Annotated in this window: 12 protein-coding genes; 7 read left to right on the top strand and 5 right to left on the bottom strand. The window is 72.6% G+C overall.

The features are described from left to right. Positions 1-123: 123 nt before the first annotated feature. From ettA to RGE_RS11790, 5 genes are all read left to right on the top strand, one after another. Positions 124-1,788 (top strand): energy-dependent translational throttle protein EttA, encoded by a 1,665-nt coding sequence (gene ettA / locus RGE_RS11810; RefSeq protein ID WP_014428626.1) that lies wholly within the window; start codon positions 124-126, stop codon positions 1,786-1,788. Between the two features lie 101 nt (positions 1,789-1,889). Then, a complete protein-coding gene (locus RGE_RS11805) occupies positions 1,890-2,540 on the top strand; it encodes a TetR/AcrR family transcriptional regulator (RefSeq protein WP_014428625.1) in 651 nt (216 codons plus the stop codon). Then, complete coding sequence (locus RGE_RS11800; RefSeq protein ID WP_014428624.1) at positions 2,537-3,499, top strand: HlyD family secretion protein; 963 nt, start codon at positions 2,537-2,539, stop codon at positions 3,497-3,499. The genes RGE_RS11805 and RGE_RS11800 overlap by 4 nt, the downstream gene beginning before the upstream one ends. After that, positions 3,496-4,419, top strand: a complete 924-nt coding sequence (locus RGE_RS11795; RefSeq protein WP_014428623.1) for an ABC transporter ATP-binding protein — start codon at positions 3,496-3,498, stop codon at positions 4,417-4,419. Before RGE_RS11800 ends, RGE_RS11795 begins: the two co-directional genes overlap by 4 nt. Continuing rightward, entirely contained in the window at positions 4,397-5,536 is a 1,140-nt protein-coding gene (locus RGE_RS11790) for an ABC transporter permease (RefSeq protein WP_014428622.1), read from the top strand. The genes RGE_RS11795 and RGE_RS11790 overlap by 23 nt, the downstream gene beginning before the upstream one ends. Position 5,537: 1 nt before the next feature. Here RGE_RS11790 and RGE_RS11785 read toward each other — a convergent pair whose 3' ends face one another. Further along, positions 5,538-6,542 carry a Gfo/Idh/MocA family protein gene (locus RGE_RS11785; protein WP_014428621.1) on the bottom strand — a complete coding sequence of 335 codons (1,005 nt, stop codon included), beginning with the start codon at positions 6,540-6,542 and terminating at the stop codon, positions 5,538-5,540. 80 nt (positions 6,543-6,622) lie between these two features. Here RGE_RS11785 and RGE_RS11780 point away from each other — a divergent pair, with 80 nt between their 5' ends. Continuing rightward, positions 6,623-9,268, top strand: a complete 2,646-nt coding sequence (locus RGE_RS11780) for a zinc-dependent metalloprotease (protein WP_014428620.1) — start codon at positions 6,623-6,625, stop codon at positions 9,266-9,268. Here RGE_RS11780 and RGE_RS11775 read toward each other — a convergent pair whose 3' ends face one another. Beyond that, on the bottom strand, positions 9,269-9,952 hold the full coding sequence (locus RGE_RS11775) for an ABC transporter ATP-binding protein (RefSeq protein ID WP_014428619.1): 684 nt from the start codon (positions 9,950-9,952) through the stop codon (positions 9,269-9,271). A 4-nt stretch (positions 9,953-9,956) separates the two neighbouring features. Here RGE_RS11775 and RGE_RS11770 point away from each other — a divergent pair, with 4 nt between their 5' ends. Continuing rightward, a complete protein-coding gene (locus RGE_RS11770) occupies positions 9,957-10,601 on the top strand; it encodes an arylesterase (protein WP_014428618.1) in 645 nt (214 codons plus the stop codon). Between the two features lie 163 nt (positions 10,602-10,764). On the opposite strand, the gene RGE_RS11765 is transcribed toward RGE_RS11770, so the two are convergent. The 3 genes from RGE_RS11765 to ligA all read right to left on the bottom strand — a co-directional run bounded on the left by RGE_RS11765 (position 10,765) and on the right by ligA (position 15,397). Continuing rightward, on the bottom strand, positions 10,765-12,708 hold the full coding sequence (locus tag RGE_RS11765) for a DUF6600 domain-containing protein (protein WP_014428617.1): 1,944 nt from the start codon (positions 12,706-12,708) through the stop codon (positions 10,765-10,767). A 68-nt stretch (positions 12,709-12,776) separates the two neighbouring features. Next, positions 12,777-13,313 (bottom strand): peptide deformylase, encoded by a 537-nt coding sequence (def, locus tag RGE_RS11760; protein WP_014428616.1) that lies wholly within the window; start codon positions 13,311-13,313, stop codon positions 12,777-12,779. After that, positions 13,313-15,397: an NAD-dependent DNA ligase LigA gene (gene ligA, locus RGE_RS11755; RefSeq protein ID WP_014428615.1), complete on the bottom strand. Its 2,085-nt coding sequence runs from the start codon at positions 15,395-15,397 to the stop codon at positions 13,313-13,315. Before ligA ends, def begins: the two co-directional genes overlap by 1 nt. Positions 15,398-15,414 lie beyond the last annotated feature (17 nt).

Raw genomic sequence — 15,414 nt, 5'->3', positions numbered from 1 at the left:
GGCCGAGGCCGCGCGCTGCAGGGGAACGGCGCGGGACGGGGCCCGCGGAACGGCGACAATAGCGGTTTGGCCGCGCGACGCGGCCGCGCTCCAACCCATACCGAAAGAACCGAACAGGACTCCATGGCCCAGTACGTATTCACGATGAACCGCGTCGGCAAGATCGTGCCGCCGAAGCGGCAGATCCTGAAGGACATCTCGCTGTCCTTCTTCCCCGGCGCGAAGATCGGCGTGCTCGGCGTCAACGGCAGCGGCAAGTCGACGCTGCTGAAGATCATGGCCGGCCTGGACAAGGACATCGAGGGCGATGCCGTCCCGATGCCCGGTCTGAAGATCGGATACCTGCCGCAGGAGCCGCAGCTCGACCCCGAGCAGACCGTGCGCGAAGCCGTCGAACAAGGCATCGGCGGCGTGCTCGCGGCGAAGAAGCGCCTGGACGAGGTCTACGCCGAGTACGCCGAGCCCGACGCCGACTTCGACAAGCTGGCCGCCGAACAGGCCGAACTCGAGGCGATCATCGCCGCGGCCGGCAGCGAGAACACCGACCTGCAGCTCGAGCTGGCCGCCGACGCGCTGCGCCTGCCGCCCTGGGACGCGCAGATCGGCCTGCTCTCCGGCGGCGAGAAGCGCCGCGTCGCGCTGTGCCGGCTGCTGCTGTCCAAGCCCGACATGCTGCTGCTCGACGAACCGACCAACCACCTGGACGCCGAGTCGGTGGACTGGCTGGAGCAGTTCCTGCAGCGTTTCCCGGGCACCGTCGTCGCGATCACCCACGATCGCTACTTCCTGGACAACGCCGCCGAGTGGATCCTCGAACTCGACCGCGGCTTCGGCCACCCGTACAAGGGCAACTACTCCGAGTGGCTGGACCAGAAGGAACGCCGCCTGGAAGTCGAGCAGAAGAAGGAAGACGCGCGCATCAAGGCGATGAAGGAGGAACTCAAGTGGGTCCGCTCCAACGCCAAGGGCCGCCAGGCCAAGAGCAAGGCGCGTCTGGCCCGCTTCGAGGAGCTGTCGGACGTCGACTACCAGCGCCGCAACGAGACCAACGAGATCTTCATCCCGGTCGCCGAGCGCCTGGGCAACGAGGTCATCGAGTTCAAGAACGTCACCAAGAGCTTCGGTGACCGCTGCCTGATCGACAACCTCAGCTTCAAGATCCCGGCCGGTGCCATCGTCGGCATCATCGGCCCCAACGGCGCCGGCAAGTCGACGCTGTTCCGCATGATCCAGGGGCTGGAGAAGCCGGACAGCGGCGAGGTCGTGATCGGCAAGACCGCCAAGGTCACCTTCGTCGACCAGAGCCGCGAAAGCCTGGCCGGCGACAAGACCGTCTGGGAAGACGTCTCGGGCGGGCTGGACAACATCGTCGTCGGCCAGTTCGTGATGCCCAGCCGCGCCTACCTCGGCCGCTTCAACTTCAAGGGCAACGACCAGCAGAAGCTCGTCGGCAACCTCTCCGGCGGCGAGCGCGGCCGCCTGCACCTGGCCAAGACCCTGGCCCAGGGCGGCAACGTGCTGATGCTCGACGAACCGTCGAACGACCTGGACGTCGAAACCCTGCGTGCGCTGGAAGAGGCGCTGCTCGAGTTCGCCGGCAGCGCGATGGTCATCAGCCACGACCGCTGGTTCCTGGACCGCATCGCGACGCACATCCTGGCCTGCGAAGGCGAGTCGCAGTGGTTCTTCTACGCCGGCAACTACCACGAGTACGAGGAAGACAAGAAGCGCCGCCTGGGCGAGGAAGGCGCACGCCCGAAGCGCGTGCGCTTCAAGCCGATCAAGTGACGCCGGGCGGCGACGCCTGAACGGACGGCGGCCTGCGGGCCGCCGTTTTCATTTGGCGACGCAGGATTGCGGGCGCGTTTGTACACGCGTATAAACACCGCATGAGCTCCCGCCCCGCCGCCGACCCCGGCGCCCGCGAACGCCTGTTGCAGGCCGGTCTGGCGCTGGCGCGCGAACGCGGCCTGAAGGCCTTGACGGTGCGTGCCGTCGCGGCCGAGGCCGGCGCCAACCTCGGCAGCTTCGTGCATCACTTCGGCACCCGCGACGCCTTCGTCGCCGAGCTGATCGAACGCTGGTACGCGCCGATGTTCGGCCAGTTGCAGGACCTGGCGCGGCGCCCCGGCGACCCGCTGCCGGCGCTGCGCGAAGCGCTGCTGGAGTTCGTCGCCTGGGTCGCGCGCCACCGCGACTTCCTCGCCCTGCTGCTGGCCGATGCCGCGGCCGGCGAACCGGCGGTGCGGCGTTTCGTCGCGACGATCGAACAGCGCCACCCCGCCGTGCTGCTGGGCCTGATCGCCCAGGCGCAGGACGCCGGCCGGCTGCGCCGCGCCGAGCCGCTGCACCAGCTGATGTTCCTGCTGGCCTCGCTGGCGCTGCCGGTCCTGGTGACGCGCTTGATGAGCGGGCGCGAGATCGCGCCGCCGGGCTTCGTCTCCCGGCTGACGCCGCTGGCCGTGGCCCCCGAACGCATCGCCGAACGCCTGGACTGGGCGCTGCGTGGCCTGGCCCCCGACCCGGAGCCTCGACGATGAACGCCCTGCCCCGACGCGCCGCGGCGCTCGCCGCCCTGCTCTTCCTGGCCGGCTGCGGCCAGCGCACGGACGCGCCCTTGGCCGGTTATGCCGAAGCCGAGCTGGTCTACGTCGCCGCCTCGGCCGGCGGCACGCTGCGCACGCTGCACGTGCGCCGCGGCGACGCGGTGCAGGCCGGCCAGCCGCTGTTCGCGCTCGACGCCGACGCCGAGGCGCTTTCGCGCGAGGCGGCCGACGAACGCCGCGCCGCCGCCGAGTCGCAGGCCGATGACCTGCGCAAGGGCAAGCGCCCGCTGGAGCGTGCGGCGCTGGACGCCCAACTCGCCCAGGCGCGCGCCGCGCTGGTGGCCAGCGAGTCGGCGCTGAAGCGCCAGCGCGCGCTGGTCGAACAAGGCTTCGTCTCGGCCGCGCGGCTGGACGAACTCGTCGCCGCGCGCGACGCCGACGCCGCGCGCGTGCACGAACTCGAAGCCGAGCGCCGCCTGGCCGACGAAGCGGCACGTGCCGACGCGGTGGCCGCGGCCGCCGCCAGCGCGCGCGGCGCCGGCGCCGATGCCGCGCTGGCGCGCTGGCACGAGGATCAGAAGGCGCGCAACGCGCCGGTCGCCGCCCAGGTCTACGACACGCTGTACCGCCCGGGCGAATGGGTGCCGGCGGGCTCGCCGGTGGTCGTGCTGCTGCCGCCGGGCGCCGTCAAGCTGCGGTTCTTCGTGCCCGAGGCGCTGCTGGCGCGCGCCCAGGTCGGCGCCAGCGTCGCGGTGGCCTGCGACGGCTGCCCGGCCGGCCTCACCGCGCGCATCGGCCACGTCTCGCCCGAGGCCGAGTACACGCCGCCGGTCATCTACAGCAACGAGTCGCGCAGCAAGCTCGTCTTCCGCGCCGAAGCCTGGCCCGACGGCGTCTCGGCGCTCAAGCCCGGGCAGCCGGTGCAGGTGTCGCTGCCGGACGCCGCACGATGAACACCGAGCTCGCGATCGACGTACGCGGCCTGAGCAAACGTTTCGGCACGCGCACCGTCGTCGACGCGATCTCGATCCAGGTGCGGCGCGGCGAGATCTGCGGCTTCCTCGGCCCCAACGGCAGCGGCAAGACGACGACGATCCGCATGCTCTGCGGTCTGCTCGAGCCCGACGCCGGCGAAGGCCGGTGCCTGGGCCTGGACCTGCGCCGCGACGCGCGCCGCATCAAGCGCCGCGTCGGCTACATGACGCAGCGCTTCGGCCTCTACGAAGACCTGTCGATCGAGGAGAACCTGGACTTCGTCGCGCGCGTCTACGGCATGGCGCAGCGGCGCGAGGCGGTCGATGGCGCGCTCGAACGCCTGGGGCTGGCCGGCCGGCGCACGCAGCTCGCAGGCTCGCTGTCGGGCGGCTGGAAGCAGCGCCTGGCGCTGGCCGCCTGCATGCTGCACCAGCCCGAACTGCTGCTGCTGGACGAGCCGACCGCCGGCGTCGACCCCAAGGCGCGGCGCGACTTCTGGCAGCAGATCCACAGCCTCGCCGCCGAAGGCCTGACGGTGCTGGTGTCGACGCACTACATGGACGAAGCCGAACGCTGCCACCGGCTGGCCTACATCAGCTACGGCCGGCTGCTGGCCGCCGGCACCGCCGCCGAGGTGGTGGCCGCCGCAGGGCTGCGCACCTGGACGCTGCGCGGCGAACACCTGGCCGACGCGGTGGCGCTGCTGGCGCACGACGAACGCTGGATGGCGGTGCCCTTCGGCGGTTCGGTGCACGTCAGCGCGCGCGCCGGCGAGGACTTCGCCGCCTGGCTGGACGGTGCCGCGCCCGGCCACCGCTGGACCGTCGAGCCGATCGCCACCGGGCTCGAAGACGTCTTCATCTCGCTGACCCAGCATGCCCAGGATCCTCTCGCTTAGCTGGGGCCGCATCCTCGCGGTGCTGCGCAAGGAGCTGATCCAGCTGCGCCGCGACCGGCTGACCTTCGCGATGCTGATCGGCGTGCCGCTGATGCAGCTGGTGCTGTTCGGCTACGCGATCAACGGCGACCCCAAGCATTTGCCGACGGCCGTCGTCGCGCTGGACGAATCGCCCGTCGTGCGCAGCGTCGTCGCCGCGGTGCGCAACACCGGCTACTTCGAGATCGTCGCCATGCCGAGCGAAGCCGATGCCGAGGCGCTGATCGCCAGCGGCCAGGTGCAGTTCGCGCTCGTCTTCCCGGGCGACTTCACGCGCCGGCTGCTGCGTGGCGAGACGCCGCCGCTCGTCGTGCTGGCCGACGCCAGCGACCCGGCCGCCACCGGCCAGGCGGTGGCCGCGCTGGCGGCGCTGCCGACGCTGGCGCTTCGCAGCGAGCTCACCGGCGCGCTGGCGCCGCTGGCCGGCGGTGCGGCGCCGTTCGAGGTCCGCGTGCACAAGCGCTACAACCCCGAGGGCATCACCGCGTTCAACGTCGTGCCGGGGCTGATGGGCGTCATCCTGACGATGACGCTGGTGATGATGACCTCGATGGCGATGACCCGCGAACGCGAGCGCGGCACGCTGGAGAACCTGCTGGCCACCCCGGTGCGGCCGGTGGAGATGATGGCCGGCAAGATCCTGCCCTACGTGATCATCGGCTACGGCCAGGTGCTGCTGGTCTTCGCCGCGGCGCGCGTGCTGTTCCACGTGCCGATGGCCGGCAGCTTCGTGCTGCTGTCGGCGATGGTGCTGCTGTTCATCGTCGCCACGCTGTCGGTGGGCTTCACCTTCAGCACCATCGCGCGCTCGCAGATGCAGTCCATGCAGATGACGATGTTCTATTTCCTGCCGAACATCCTGCTGTCGGGCTTCATGTTCCCGTTCCGCGGCATGCCGGGCTGGGCGCAGACGATCGGCGAAGTGCTGCCGCTGACCCACTTCCTGCGCATCGTGCGCGCCGTGATGCTGAAAGGCAGCGGCTTTGCCGACCTGTGGCCCGAAGCGGCGGCGATCGCCGCTTTCGCGCTGGCCGCCGGCGGCGTGGCGATGCTGCGCTACCGCCAGACCATCGACTGAATCACTCGAACGGGTAGCGCACGCCCAGGCGCTGGCGCATCGCGTCGCTCAGTTCGGCCACCGCCAGCGTCTGCGCCAGCGGCATCGCGGCGTTCTCCATCTGGCCGGCGGCGATGCAGGCCGTCGCCGCCTCGATCTGGTACTCGAAGCCGTTGTGGCGGAACGGCAGCTCGAGCGTCTGCTCGGGCTCGCCGCGGCGCTGCAGCGTGACGCGCGTGCACTCCCAGAAGTTGGGCTGCAGCGTGATCGTGCCGCGCTGGCCGTGGATGCGGCAGGCGTTGTCGGCCGCGCCGTCGAAGCCGATGACGAACTGCGCCACCGCGCCGCCGGCCCAGCGCAGCTGCGTCGCGAGGTGCAGGTCGACGCCAGTCGGCGCCAGCCTCCCGGCGACGTCGAAGCCCTCGGGCTCGCCGCTGCCCTGGGCCTGTATCACCCACTGCGCCAGCGACAGCGCGTAGACGCCGATGTCCAGCAGCGCGCCGCCGGCCAGCGCCGGCGCGAACAGCCGCGAGGCCGGGTCGAAGGGCAGCCGCAGGCAGAACGTGCCCTGCACCGTGTGCACGGTGCCGATCTCGCCGGCTTCGATCCAGGCGCGCAGCTGCTGCCAGGACGGCAGGAAACGCGACCACAGCGCCTCCATCAGGAACACACGGCGCTCGCCGGCAAGGGCGACGACGGCGCGCGCCTGGGCCGCGGTGGCCACCAGCGGTTTTTCGCAGAGCACCGGCTTGCCGGCGTCCAGCGCCGCGGCGATGGCCTCGGCGTGCGCGCTGTGCGGCGTGGCGACGTAGACCGCGTCGACCTGCGGGTCGGCCAGCAGCGCCGCCAGCTCATGGTGCACGGTGGCCGGCCAGTGCGCGGCGAAGGCCTCGGCATGGCTCGGGCGGCCGCCATACACCGCCGTCAGGCGCGCGCCCGGCACCACGGTCAGCGCATCGGCGAAGCGACGGGCGATCGTGCCGGGGCCGACGAGGCCCCAACGCAGCGGAGTGACGTGTGGCGACATGGCGGGCAATGAAGCAGCAGAGGGGCAATCGTGCTCCTTATCGCGGGGACTCGCCGCCGCACGGCTTCGACAATTTCGCCGTGCCTGCCCTGCCCCGCCTCCTCCGTCCGCTGCTGCCGCTGGCCGCTGCCGCGCTGCTCGCGGCCTGCGCCACGCGTCCGGCGGCGCCCGCCGCCGCGGCCGACAAGCCCGCCGAGGCCGTCCCGGCGGCCCGCGTGGCGCCGCCCGACCCCAACTTGCCAGCCTTCGCCGCGGTCGTGAAGGACGCGCGCCGCATCGACGGGCCGCTGCCGCTGTGGCAGCGCGAGGACAAGGTCTGGATCGAACTCGCGCCGGCCGCCTGGGGCCGACCCTTCCTGCTGTCGCCGAAGTTCGCTTCGGGCATCGCCGAAGCCGGCGTGCTCGGCGGGCTGATGGCGCACCCGGTTTCCGGCGCCGGCGGGCCGCAGCTCGTGGAGTTCGTGCGCCAGTACCAGCAGGTGCGGCTGCAGGCGCGCAACGTCTACCCGGCTACCGCGCCCGGCTCGCCCGAGGCGCGGGCCGCGGCGGCCTCGTTCGCTTCCAGTCTGCTGGCCAGTGCGCCGGTGGTCAGCCAGCCGCAGCCGCAGAGCGGCGCCGTGCTGGTCGAGGCCAACGCGCTCTTCCTCGGCGACATGCTGGGCGTGGGCATGTCGCTGCAGCGTGCCTTCCGCCAGCCTTATCTGCTGGACCCGCGCAACACGACGATCGCCGCGGTGCGCAACTCGGCCGACGCCACCGTCATCGAGACGACGAACCATTTCTACGCCGCGACGCTGGCCCCGGCGGCCCCGGGCGGGCCCTCGCTGCCGCGTTACGTGCCCGACGCGCGCAGCCTGCTCGTCGGCCTGCACTATTCGCTGGCGCCGCTGCCGGCCGAACCGATGCACGCGCGCCGCGCCGACCCGCGCATCGGCAGCTTCACGACGCAGAGCTTCGACGTCGCCGGCGAGCTCGGCAGCTCGCCGCGCCAGCGCTGGATCAACCGCTGGCGGCTGGAAAAACGCGACCCCGCCGCGGCGCTGTCCGAGCCGGTCAAGCCGATCACCTTCTGGATCGACCGCAACGTGCCGCTGGCCTGGCGCGACACCGTGCGCGACGGGATCCTCGAATGGAATAAGGCTTTCGAGCGCATCGGCTTCCGCGACGCCATCGTCGTGCGCCAGCAGGCCGACGACGCCGACTTCGACACGCTGGACGCCGGTCGCGCCTCGGTGCGCTGGATGACCAGCCCCGACCCCGGCTTCGCCGCGATCGGCCCGTCGCAGGTCGACCCGCGCAGCGGCGAGATCCTCGACGCCGACATCGGCGTCGAAGCCCTGGTCACGCGGCTGAAGCGTGTCGAGCGCACCCAGGTGCTGGCCGGCACCGCCGGTGCAGCGGCCGCGGCCGACGGCCCCGCCGCCTGCAGCTTCGCTGACGAGGCGGCCGCCCAGCTGGCCTACGGCCTGGACGTGCTCGCCGCGCGCGACGACCTGCCCGCCGACGACCCGCGCACCCGGCGCTACGTGCAGGACTACCTGCGCAACACCGTGATGCACGAGGTCGGCCACGCGCTGGGCCTGCGCCACAACTTCCGCGCCTCGCGCATCTACACCGAGGCCCAGCTCGCCGACCCCGAGTTCACGCGCGATCACGGCACGACCGGCTCGGTGATGGAATACAACGCCATCAACCTGCCGCGCCCGGGGGCGCCGCTGGGCACACCGTTCCAGACCACGCTGGGGCCTTACGACTACTGGGCGATCGAGTACGCCTACAAGCCGATCGCCGCCGAGCACGAGGCGGCCGAGCTGCAGAAGATCGCCGCCCGCAGCCGCGACCCGCAGCTCGCCTTCGCCACCGACGAAGACAACGCGCTCGGCCTGGACCCCGAGGTCGCGGTCTTCGACCTCGGCGCCGACCCCGTCGCCTTCGCCGCCAAGCGGCTGGAGATCGCCCGCGACCTGTTCCGCCGCCAGGAGACACGCACGCTGGCGCCCGACGAGGACTACTCGGTGCTGCGGCGCTCGATCGCCTTCGCGCTCAACGACGTCGGCCGCGCGACGCAGCTGCTGCTGCGCCAGATCGGCGGCGTGCGCACGCTGCGCGACTACCCCGGCAGCGGCCGCGACCCGCTGCAGCCGCTGCCGGCGCAGACCCAGCGCCAGGCGCTGGACCTGCTGATGCGCGACGTGCTGGGCGCCGACGGCCTGGCGCTGAGCCCGGCGCTGCAGCGCCGTCTGGCCCCCGACTACCTGGAGCGCGGCGAATCCGGCACGCCGACCGACTTCGCGCTGCCGCAGCGTCTGCTGGAGCTGCAGCGCAGCGTGCTGGCCACGCTGTCAGGCGATGCGCTGGCCGGGCGCGTGCTGGACGCCGCGGCCAAGGTCGACCACCCGGAAGACGCTTTCGGGCTGGCCGAGCTGTACGGCCGGCTCACTCGCGAGGTCTGGAGCGAACTCGGCGCCGGCGCGGCGATCCCGCCGGCACGCCGGGAGCTGCAGCGCGACCACGCCAACCGCCTGGCCGCCGCGCTGCTGCAGCCCTCGGCCCGCGCCGACGCCCGCGCGCTGCTGCGCAGCCAGGCGCAGACGCTGCTGGTGCGCCTGGACCACGCCAAGGCCCACCCGGCCCGCCGCGACGCCGAGACCCGCGCCCATCTGGAAGACAGCGCGCAGACGATCCGCCTGGCGCTCAAGGCGCGGCTGGAGCGCGCCGGGGTCTGATCAGGCCGCCGCCGCCTCCGCCACCCGCCCGGCGTCGATGCGCAGCTGGCGCTCGCAGCGGGCGGCGATCTGCGGGTCGTGGGTGACGAGCACCAGCGTCGTGCCGGCTTCGCGGTTGAGTTCGAACATCAGCTCCATCACCTTGGCGCCGGTGGCGAAGTCCAAGCTGCCGGTGGGCTCGTCGGCCAGCAGCACCGCCGGGCGCACGACGAAGGCGCGCGCCAGCGCGACACGCTGCTGCTCGCCGCCGGACAGCAGCTTCGGGTAGTGCGCCAGGCGCTCGCCGAGGCCGACACGCGCCAGCATCTCGGCAGCCGCGGCGCGTGCGTCGCGCCGGCCCATCAGCTCCAGCGGCAGCATCACGTTCTCCAGCGCCGTCAGATGGCCCAGCAGCTGGAAGTTCTGGAAGACGAAGCCGACCTGGCGCGCACGCAGCGCGGCGCGGGCGTCTTCGTCGAGCGCGAACAGGTCGGTGCCGGCCAGCGTCACCGTGCCCGCCGTGGGTGTGTCCAGGCCGGCCAGGATGGCCAGCAGCGTGCTCTTGCCCGAGCCCGAGGCACCGACGATGGCCACGGTCTCCTTCGGAAAGAGCGCGAAATCGATGTCGTGGAGAATCGTCAGCGTGCCGGTCGAATCGGCGACCTGCTTCGAGATGCGTTGGACGGAGATGATCGGATCTGACATTCGGATGCGGTGGACCCGCCGGCAATGGCTGGCGCATGCTAGCGCGCTCGCCGTCACCCCGGCGTTCGCGGGCCCGGCGGCAGCGGCCGACGCGCGCACCTTGCTCGTGCTCGGCGACAGCCTGTCGGCCGAGTACGGCCTGGCGCGCGGCAGCGGCTGGGTCTCGCTGCTGGACAAGCGCCTGGGCGACCAGGCGCCGGGCTGGAAACTCGTCAACGCCAGCATCAGCGGCGAGACGACCTCCGGCGGGCGCACGCGGCTGCCGGCGCTGCTCAAGCAGCACAAGCCCGGGCTGGTGATCCTGGAACTCGGCGGCAACGACGCGCTGCGCGGCCTGCCCATCGCCAACACGCGCGACAACCTGGCGACGATGGCGCGCAGCGCGCGCGAGGCCGGCGCCAAGGTCGTCGTCGTCGGCATGGAAGTGCCGCCGAACTACGGCCGGCGCTACGCCGAGGACTTCTCGGCCTCGTTCGCCAAGGTCGCGCGCGAAAGCGGCGCGGCGCTCGTGCCCTTTTTGCTGCGCGGCGTCGCCGACGTGCCCGAGGCCGAGACGCTGTTCCAGGCCGACCGCATCCACCCGACCGCGCAGGCCCAGCCGACGATGCTCGACAACGTCTGGCCGGTGCTCAAGCCGCTGCTGCGCTGAGCCCGGACGCAGGACGCCGGAAGGCGTTCTGCGCCTGCCGAAGGCCCGAGCGCGATTTCACGCGCGAGGGCTGAGCCTGGACGCAGGACGCCGGAAGGCGTTCTGCGCCTGCCGAAGGCCCGAGCGCGATTTCACGCGCGAGGGCTGAGCCCGGCGCTCGACGTCAGCGCTCGTCCTGGCGCGGGTTGCGGCGCTCGTCGCGCTTGTCGTCGCGGCGCTCTGCCCGCTCGGGCTGGCGCGGCGCCATCTGCGGGCGTTCCTGGACGCGTTCAGGCTGGCGCTCCTGCTGCCGTTCCGCAGGCCGCTCCGGCATCGCATGGCGCGCCGGCGGCTCCACCGGCAACACGCTGGGCTCGCGGCCCGGGCGTTCGACACCCTGGTCGGGCGCACGGCGTTCGACGGTCTGCGGAGGCGTCGTGCGCAACACGCGGTCCTCGTCCGGACGCTTGGTCCAGTTGGCCCCGCGGCGGTCGGGCGTCGCCTGGCGGTCCGGGCGATCCTCGTTGTCGCCGCTGTCCCGGCGCGGCATCGAACGCGCAGGCATCTGCACCGGCGCTGGCGTGGACGGGCGCGGCGTGGCGCGTTCGTCGCGCCGGTCCTCACGGCGATCATCGCGGCGATCGTCCCGGCGGTCCTCGGCGCGGTTCGAAGGCACCGGCACCGGCCGGCCGAAGGCCGTGCCCGGGCGATCGCCGTCGTCGGCACGCGGGGTCGGACGCTCGGTGCGGGTGTCGTCGCGGCGGCCCATCGCCGGAGCACCGCGGCGGCCGTCGTCGCTGCTCCAGCGCGGCGACGGCGGTGCCGGCCGGTGGCCGCCGTCGAGCGCCGGCGGCTGCGGCAAGGCGGCCGGCGCATCGCTGCGCAGCGGCCGGCGGCCGACGTTGACGTCGACGACGGCACGCGCCACCGGCTCGCGCCGCACCAGCACGTCGCGCGGCACGACGGTGACGCCGCCGGGCACGCCCTGGTTGGTGTACATGATCGGGCCGGTCGGCACCGGGCGCGGGCCGTGCGGGCGGTGGTTCACGCGGTCGATGTAGATCGGCGTGACGCGGTAGTACGGCACGAAGACCTCGCGCGGCGCCAGCGGCACCCAGCCGACCGGCGGGCCGCCGACGTTGATGCCGACACTGAAGTTCGAGCCGCCGACCCAGGCCACCAGCGCCGGCGCGTAGACCGGCCGGGCGACGTAGGCCCCCGGATACCAGGCCCAGCGACGGCCCCAGTACACCCAGCGGCCGTAGTGGAAGGGCGCGAAGCCCCAGCGGGCGTCGTCGACCCAGGTCCAGCCCCAGGGCGCGATCCAGGCCCAGTGGCCGTAGCGGTACGGCGCCCAGCCGACCGGCACCGCCGTCGGCACCCAGACGTTGCCGTATTCGGGGTGGCGGTCCCAGCTGCCGTAACGGTCCAGGTCCTCGGCCCCGGTCATCTCGGGCGAGACGTAGCGGTAGGCGGCGCTGCGTTCGTCTGCGCGGTCCTCGCGGCGCGCCCAGTCGGCGAACTCGTCGTCGGGCGGCGTGTCCCAGCGGCGCTGCGCGCGGCCGCGTTCGCTCCAGACCTCGACACGGCGGCCGTCGTCGACGGTGAAAGCCTCGTCGTTGCGCGGGTCGACACGCAGCTCGCCGCGCCAGGCGCTGGCCCAGGTGACGTCGTCGACGCGGTCGGCGCGGAAATAACCGGCACGGCGCGGGCGCAGCGTGGCTTCGTCGGTGACGAGTTCGGTCTCGTCGGCGACCTCGCTGGAACGCACGCGCAGCGCCACGGCGCCGCTGTGCAGGCGCAGCGAGACCCGCTGGTCGTCCAGGCGCTGCACTTCCAGTTCGGTGCTGCCGCCCAGGCGCACCGTCGTCGAGCCGATGCGCAGCGTCGCGCGGGCGTCGCCGTCGGTGGAGATGCGGTCGCCGCGGGTCAGCGGGCGGTTGGTCGAGGCGTCGATCCAGGCGCCCTGGGCGTCGTCGTAGATCCAGATGCGCCCCTCCGACGCGGCGATGCGGCCGACGCGTCCGGGAGGATCGTCCTGGGCCGACGCCCCCAGCGGGACGGCGAGTGCCGCGACGGTCAGCAGGCCGGCGACGAGCCGGCGCACGAGGCGTTCAGCAGGGTTCATGAGGCTCCAACGCGCGACAGGGGCAAGGCGCCGACCTGGGGCTGCGTAACCCGCCGTTACCCCATGCTTCAGTCGTCGGACGCGGGGTCCAGTTCGGGGAAGAGCACGCTGGTGAAGCCGAGTTTCGTCAGGTCGTCCATGCGCGTCGGGTACAGCCGGCCGATCAGGTGGTCGCACTCGTGCTGCACGACGCGGGCGTGGAAACCCTCGGCTTCGCGTTCGATCGCCCGGCCCTGGGCGTCGAAGCCGGTGTAGCGGATGCGCGCGAAACGCGGCACGACGCCGCGCAGCCCCGGCACCGACAGACAGCCTTCCCAGCCGTCGACCTTCTCGTCGGACAGCGGCGTGATCACCGGGTTGCACAGCACGGTCAGCGGCACCGCCGGCGCCTCCGGGTAGCGCTCGTTGCGCTCGAAGCCGAAGACGACGAGCTGCAGGTCGACGCCGATCTGCGGCGCCGCCAGGCCGGCGCCGTTGGCGGCGGCCATGGTTTCCATCATGTCGGCCACCAGCGCGTGCAGCTCGGGCGTGTCGAAGGCTTCGACCGGTTGGGCGACACGCAGCAGGCGCGCATCGCCCATCTTCAGGATCTCGTGCACGGCCATCAGGACTCCCCGGCGGCAGCGGCCGCCTCGTCGTTGGCGGCGGCCGCAGCCGCCTCGATCAGCGCCTTCAACCCGTCTTCGTCGAGCACGGTGATGCCGAGTTCACGCGCCTTCTCCAGCTTGCTGCCGGCTTCCTCGCCGGCGACGACGTAGTGCGTCTTCTTCGACACCGAGCCGGCGACCTTGCCGCCGGCGGCCTCGATGATCTCCTTGGCCTGCTCGCGCGACAGCGTCGGCAGCGTGCCGGTCAGCACCAGGGTCTTGCCGGCCAGCGGCAGCGCCGCCACGTTGGCAAGCGCCGCGCCTTCGTGCTCGTCCCAGCGGATGCCGGCGGCCCGCAGCTGCTCGACGACCTCGCGGTTGTGCGGCTGCTCGAAGAAGGTGCGGATGCTCTGCGCGACGATGGGCCCGACGTCGCGCACCTCCAGCAGCTGCTCGACGCTGGCGTCCATCACGCGGTCCAGGCTGCCGAAGTGGCGCGCCAGGTCCTTGGCGGTGGCTTCGCCGACCTGGCGGATGCCCAGCGCGTAGAGGAAACGCGCCAGCGTCGTCTGCTTGCTCTTCTCGAGCGCGGCGACGAGGTTGGCGGCGCTCTTGTCGGCCATGCGGTCCAGCGCCGAGAGCTTGAGCACGCCCAGCGTGTACAGCTCGGGCAGCGTGCGGATGATGCCGGCGTCGACGAGCTGGTCGACGAGCTTGTCGCCCAGGCCCTCGATGTCCATCGCGCGCCGGCCGGCGAAGTGCAGCAGCGCCTGCTTGCGCTGCGCGGCGCAGAACAGGCCGCCGCTGCAGCGGTGGTCGATGCCGCCGCGCTCGCGCGCGACGGCGCTGCCGCAGACCGGGCACTGGCGCGGCATGCGGAAGTTGGGCACATAGCCGGCGCGTTCGCCGGGCACGCGGCCGACGACTTCGGGAATCACGTCGCCGGCGCGGCGCACGACGACGGTGTCGCCGACGCGCACGCCTTTGCGGCGCAGCTCGAAGAGGTTGTGCAGCGTCGCGTTGCTGACCGTCGTGCCGCCGACGAACACCGGCTCCAGCTTGGCCACCGGCGTCAGCTTGCCGGTGCGGCCGACCTGGATCTCGATGGCGTTGAGCCGCGTCATCTGCTCCTGCGCCGGGTACTTGTGCGCCACCGCCCAGCGCGGCTCGCGGGTGACGAAACCCAGGCGCTTCTGCAGCGCGATGTCGTTGACCTTGTAGACGACGCCGTCGATGTCGAACGGCAGCCGGTCGCGCGCCGCGGCGATGCGCTGGTGGAAGGCGACGAGGCCGTCGGCGCCCTGAACCACCGCGCGTTCGCCGTTGACCGGCAGGCCGAAGGCGGCGAGCGCGTCCAGCGTCGCGCTGTGCGTCGCCGGCTGCTGCCAGCCCTGCACTTCGCCCAGGCCGTAGGCGTAGAAGCTCAGGCGCTTGTCGGCGAGCGAGCGGCTGTCGAGCTGGCGCACCGCGCCGGCGGCGGTGTTGCGCGGGTTGATGAAGGTCCTGGCGCCCTTCTCGCGCTGGCGTTCATTCAGGCGCTCGAAGTCGTCGCGCCGCATGTAGACCTCGCCGCGGACCTCCAGCACCGGCGGCGCCTCGCCGAACAGGCGCAGCGGGATCTGGCCGATCGTGCGGATGTTGTGCGTGACGTCCTCGCCGGTCTCGCCGTCGCCGCGGGTGGCGGCCTGCACCAGCAGGCCGGCTACGTAGCGCAGGTTGATCGCCAGGCCGTCGAACTTCAGCTCGGCAGCGTACTCGACCGGCGGCGCGTCCTCGCCCAGTTCCAGCTCGCGGCGCACACGCGCGTCGAAGGCCGCGGCACCGGCGGCGGTGGTGTCGGTCTCGGTGCGGATCGACAGCATCGGAACGACGTGGCGCACCGGCACCAGCCCGGGCAGCACCTGGCCGATGATGCGCTGCGTCGGCGAGTCGGGCGTCAGCAGCTCGGGGTGGTCGGCCTCGATCGCCTGCAGCTCCTGGAACAGGCGGTCGTACTCGGCGTCGGGGATCTCCGGCGCGTCGAGCACGTAGTAGCGGTGGGCGTGGTGGGCGAGCAGGCGGCGCAGCGCCTCCGCACGCGCGGCGGGGGTCGTCTCGGGCATGGGGGGATTCTGAAGGC

This window comes from Rubrivivax gelatinosus IL144, assembly GCF_000284255.1.
Lineage (GTDB): Bacteria > Pseudomonadota > Gammaproteobacteria > Burkholderiales > Burkholderiaceae_C > Rubrivivax > Rubrivivax gelatinosus_A.
This window is presented reverse-complemented; position numbering and strand designations above follow the sequence as displayed.

Bases quoted from the DNA above. Each gene is read 5' to 3' on its own strand.
- RGE_RS11770 (WP_014428618.1), top strand. From the start codon at position 9,957: ATGCGGTGGACCCGCCGGCAATGGCTGGCGCATGCTAGCGCGCTCGCC.
- RGE_RS11775 (WP_014428619.1), bottom strand. From the start codon at position 9,952: ATGTCAGATCCGATCATCTCCGTCCAACGCATCTCGAAGCAGGTCGCC.
- RGE_RS11805 (WP_014428625.1), top strand. From the start codon at position 1,890: ATGAGCTCCCGCCCCGCCGCCGACCCCGGCGCCCGCGAACGCCTGTTG.
- def (WP_014428616.1), bottom strand. From the start codon at position 13,313: ATGGCCGTGCACGAGATCCTGAAGATGGGCGATGCGCGCCTGCTGCGT.
- ettA (WP_014428626.1), top strand. From the start codon at position 124: ATGGCCCAGTACGTATTCACGATGAACCGCGTCGGCAAGATCGTGCCG.
- RGE_RS11785 (WP_014428621.1), bottom strand. From the start codon at position 6,542: ATGTCGCCACACGTCACTCCGCTGCGTTGGGGCCTCGTCGGCCCCGGC.
- RGE_RS11795 (WP_014428623.1), top strand. From the start codon at position 3,496: ATGAACACCGAGCTCGCGATCGACGTACGCGGCCTGAGCAAACGTTTC.
- RGE_RS11765 (WP_014428617.1), bottom strand. From the start codon at position 12,708: ATGAACCCTGCTGAACGCCTCGTGCGCCGGCTCGTCGCCGGCCTGCTG.
- RGE_RS11800 (WP_014428624.1), top strand. From the start codon at position 2,537: ATGAACGCCCTGCCCCGACGCGCCGCGGCGCTCGCCGCCCTGCTCTTC.
- RGE_RS11790 (WP_014428622.1), top strand. From the start codon at position 4,397: ATGCCCAGGATCCTCTCGCTTAGCTGGGGCCGCATCCTCGCGGTGCTG.
- ligA (WP_014428615.1), bottom strand. From the start codon at position 15,397: ATGCCCGAGACGACCCCCGCCGCGCGTGCGGAGGCGCTGCGCCGCCTG.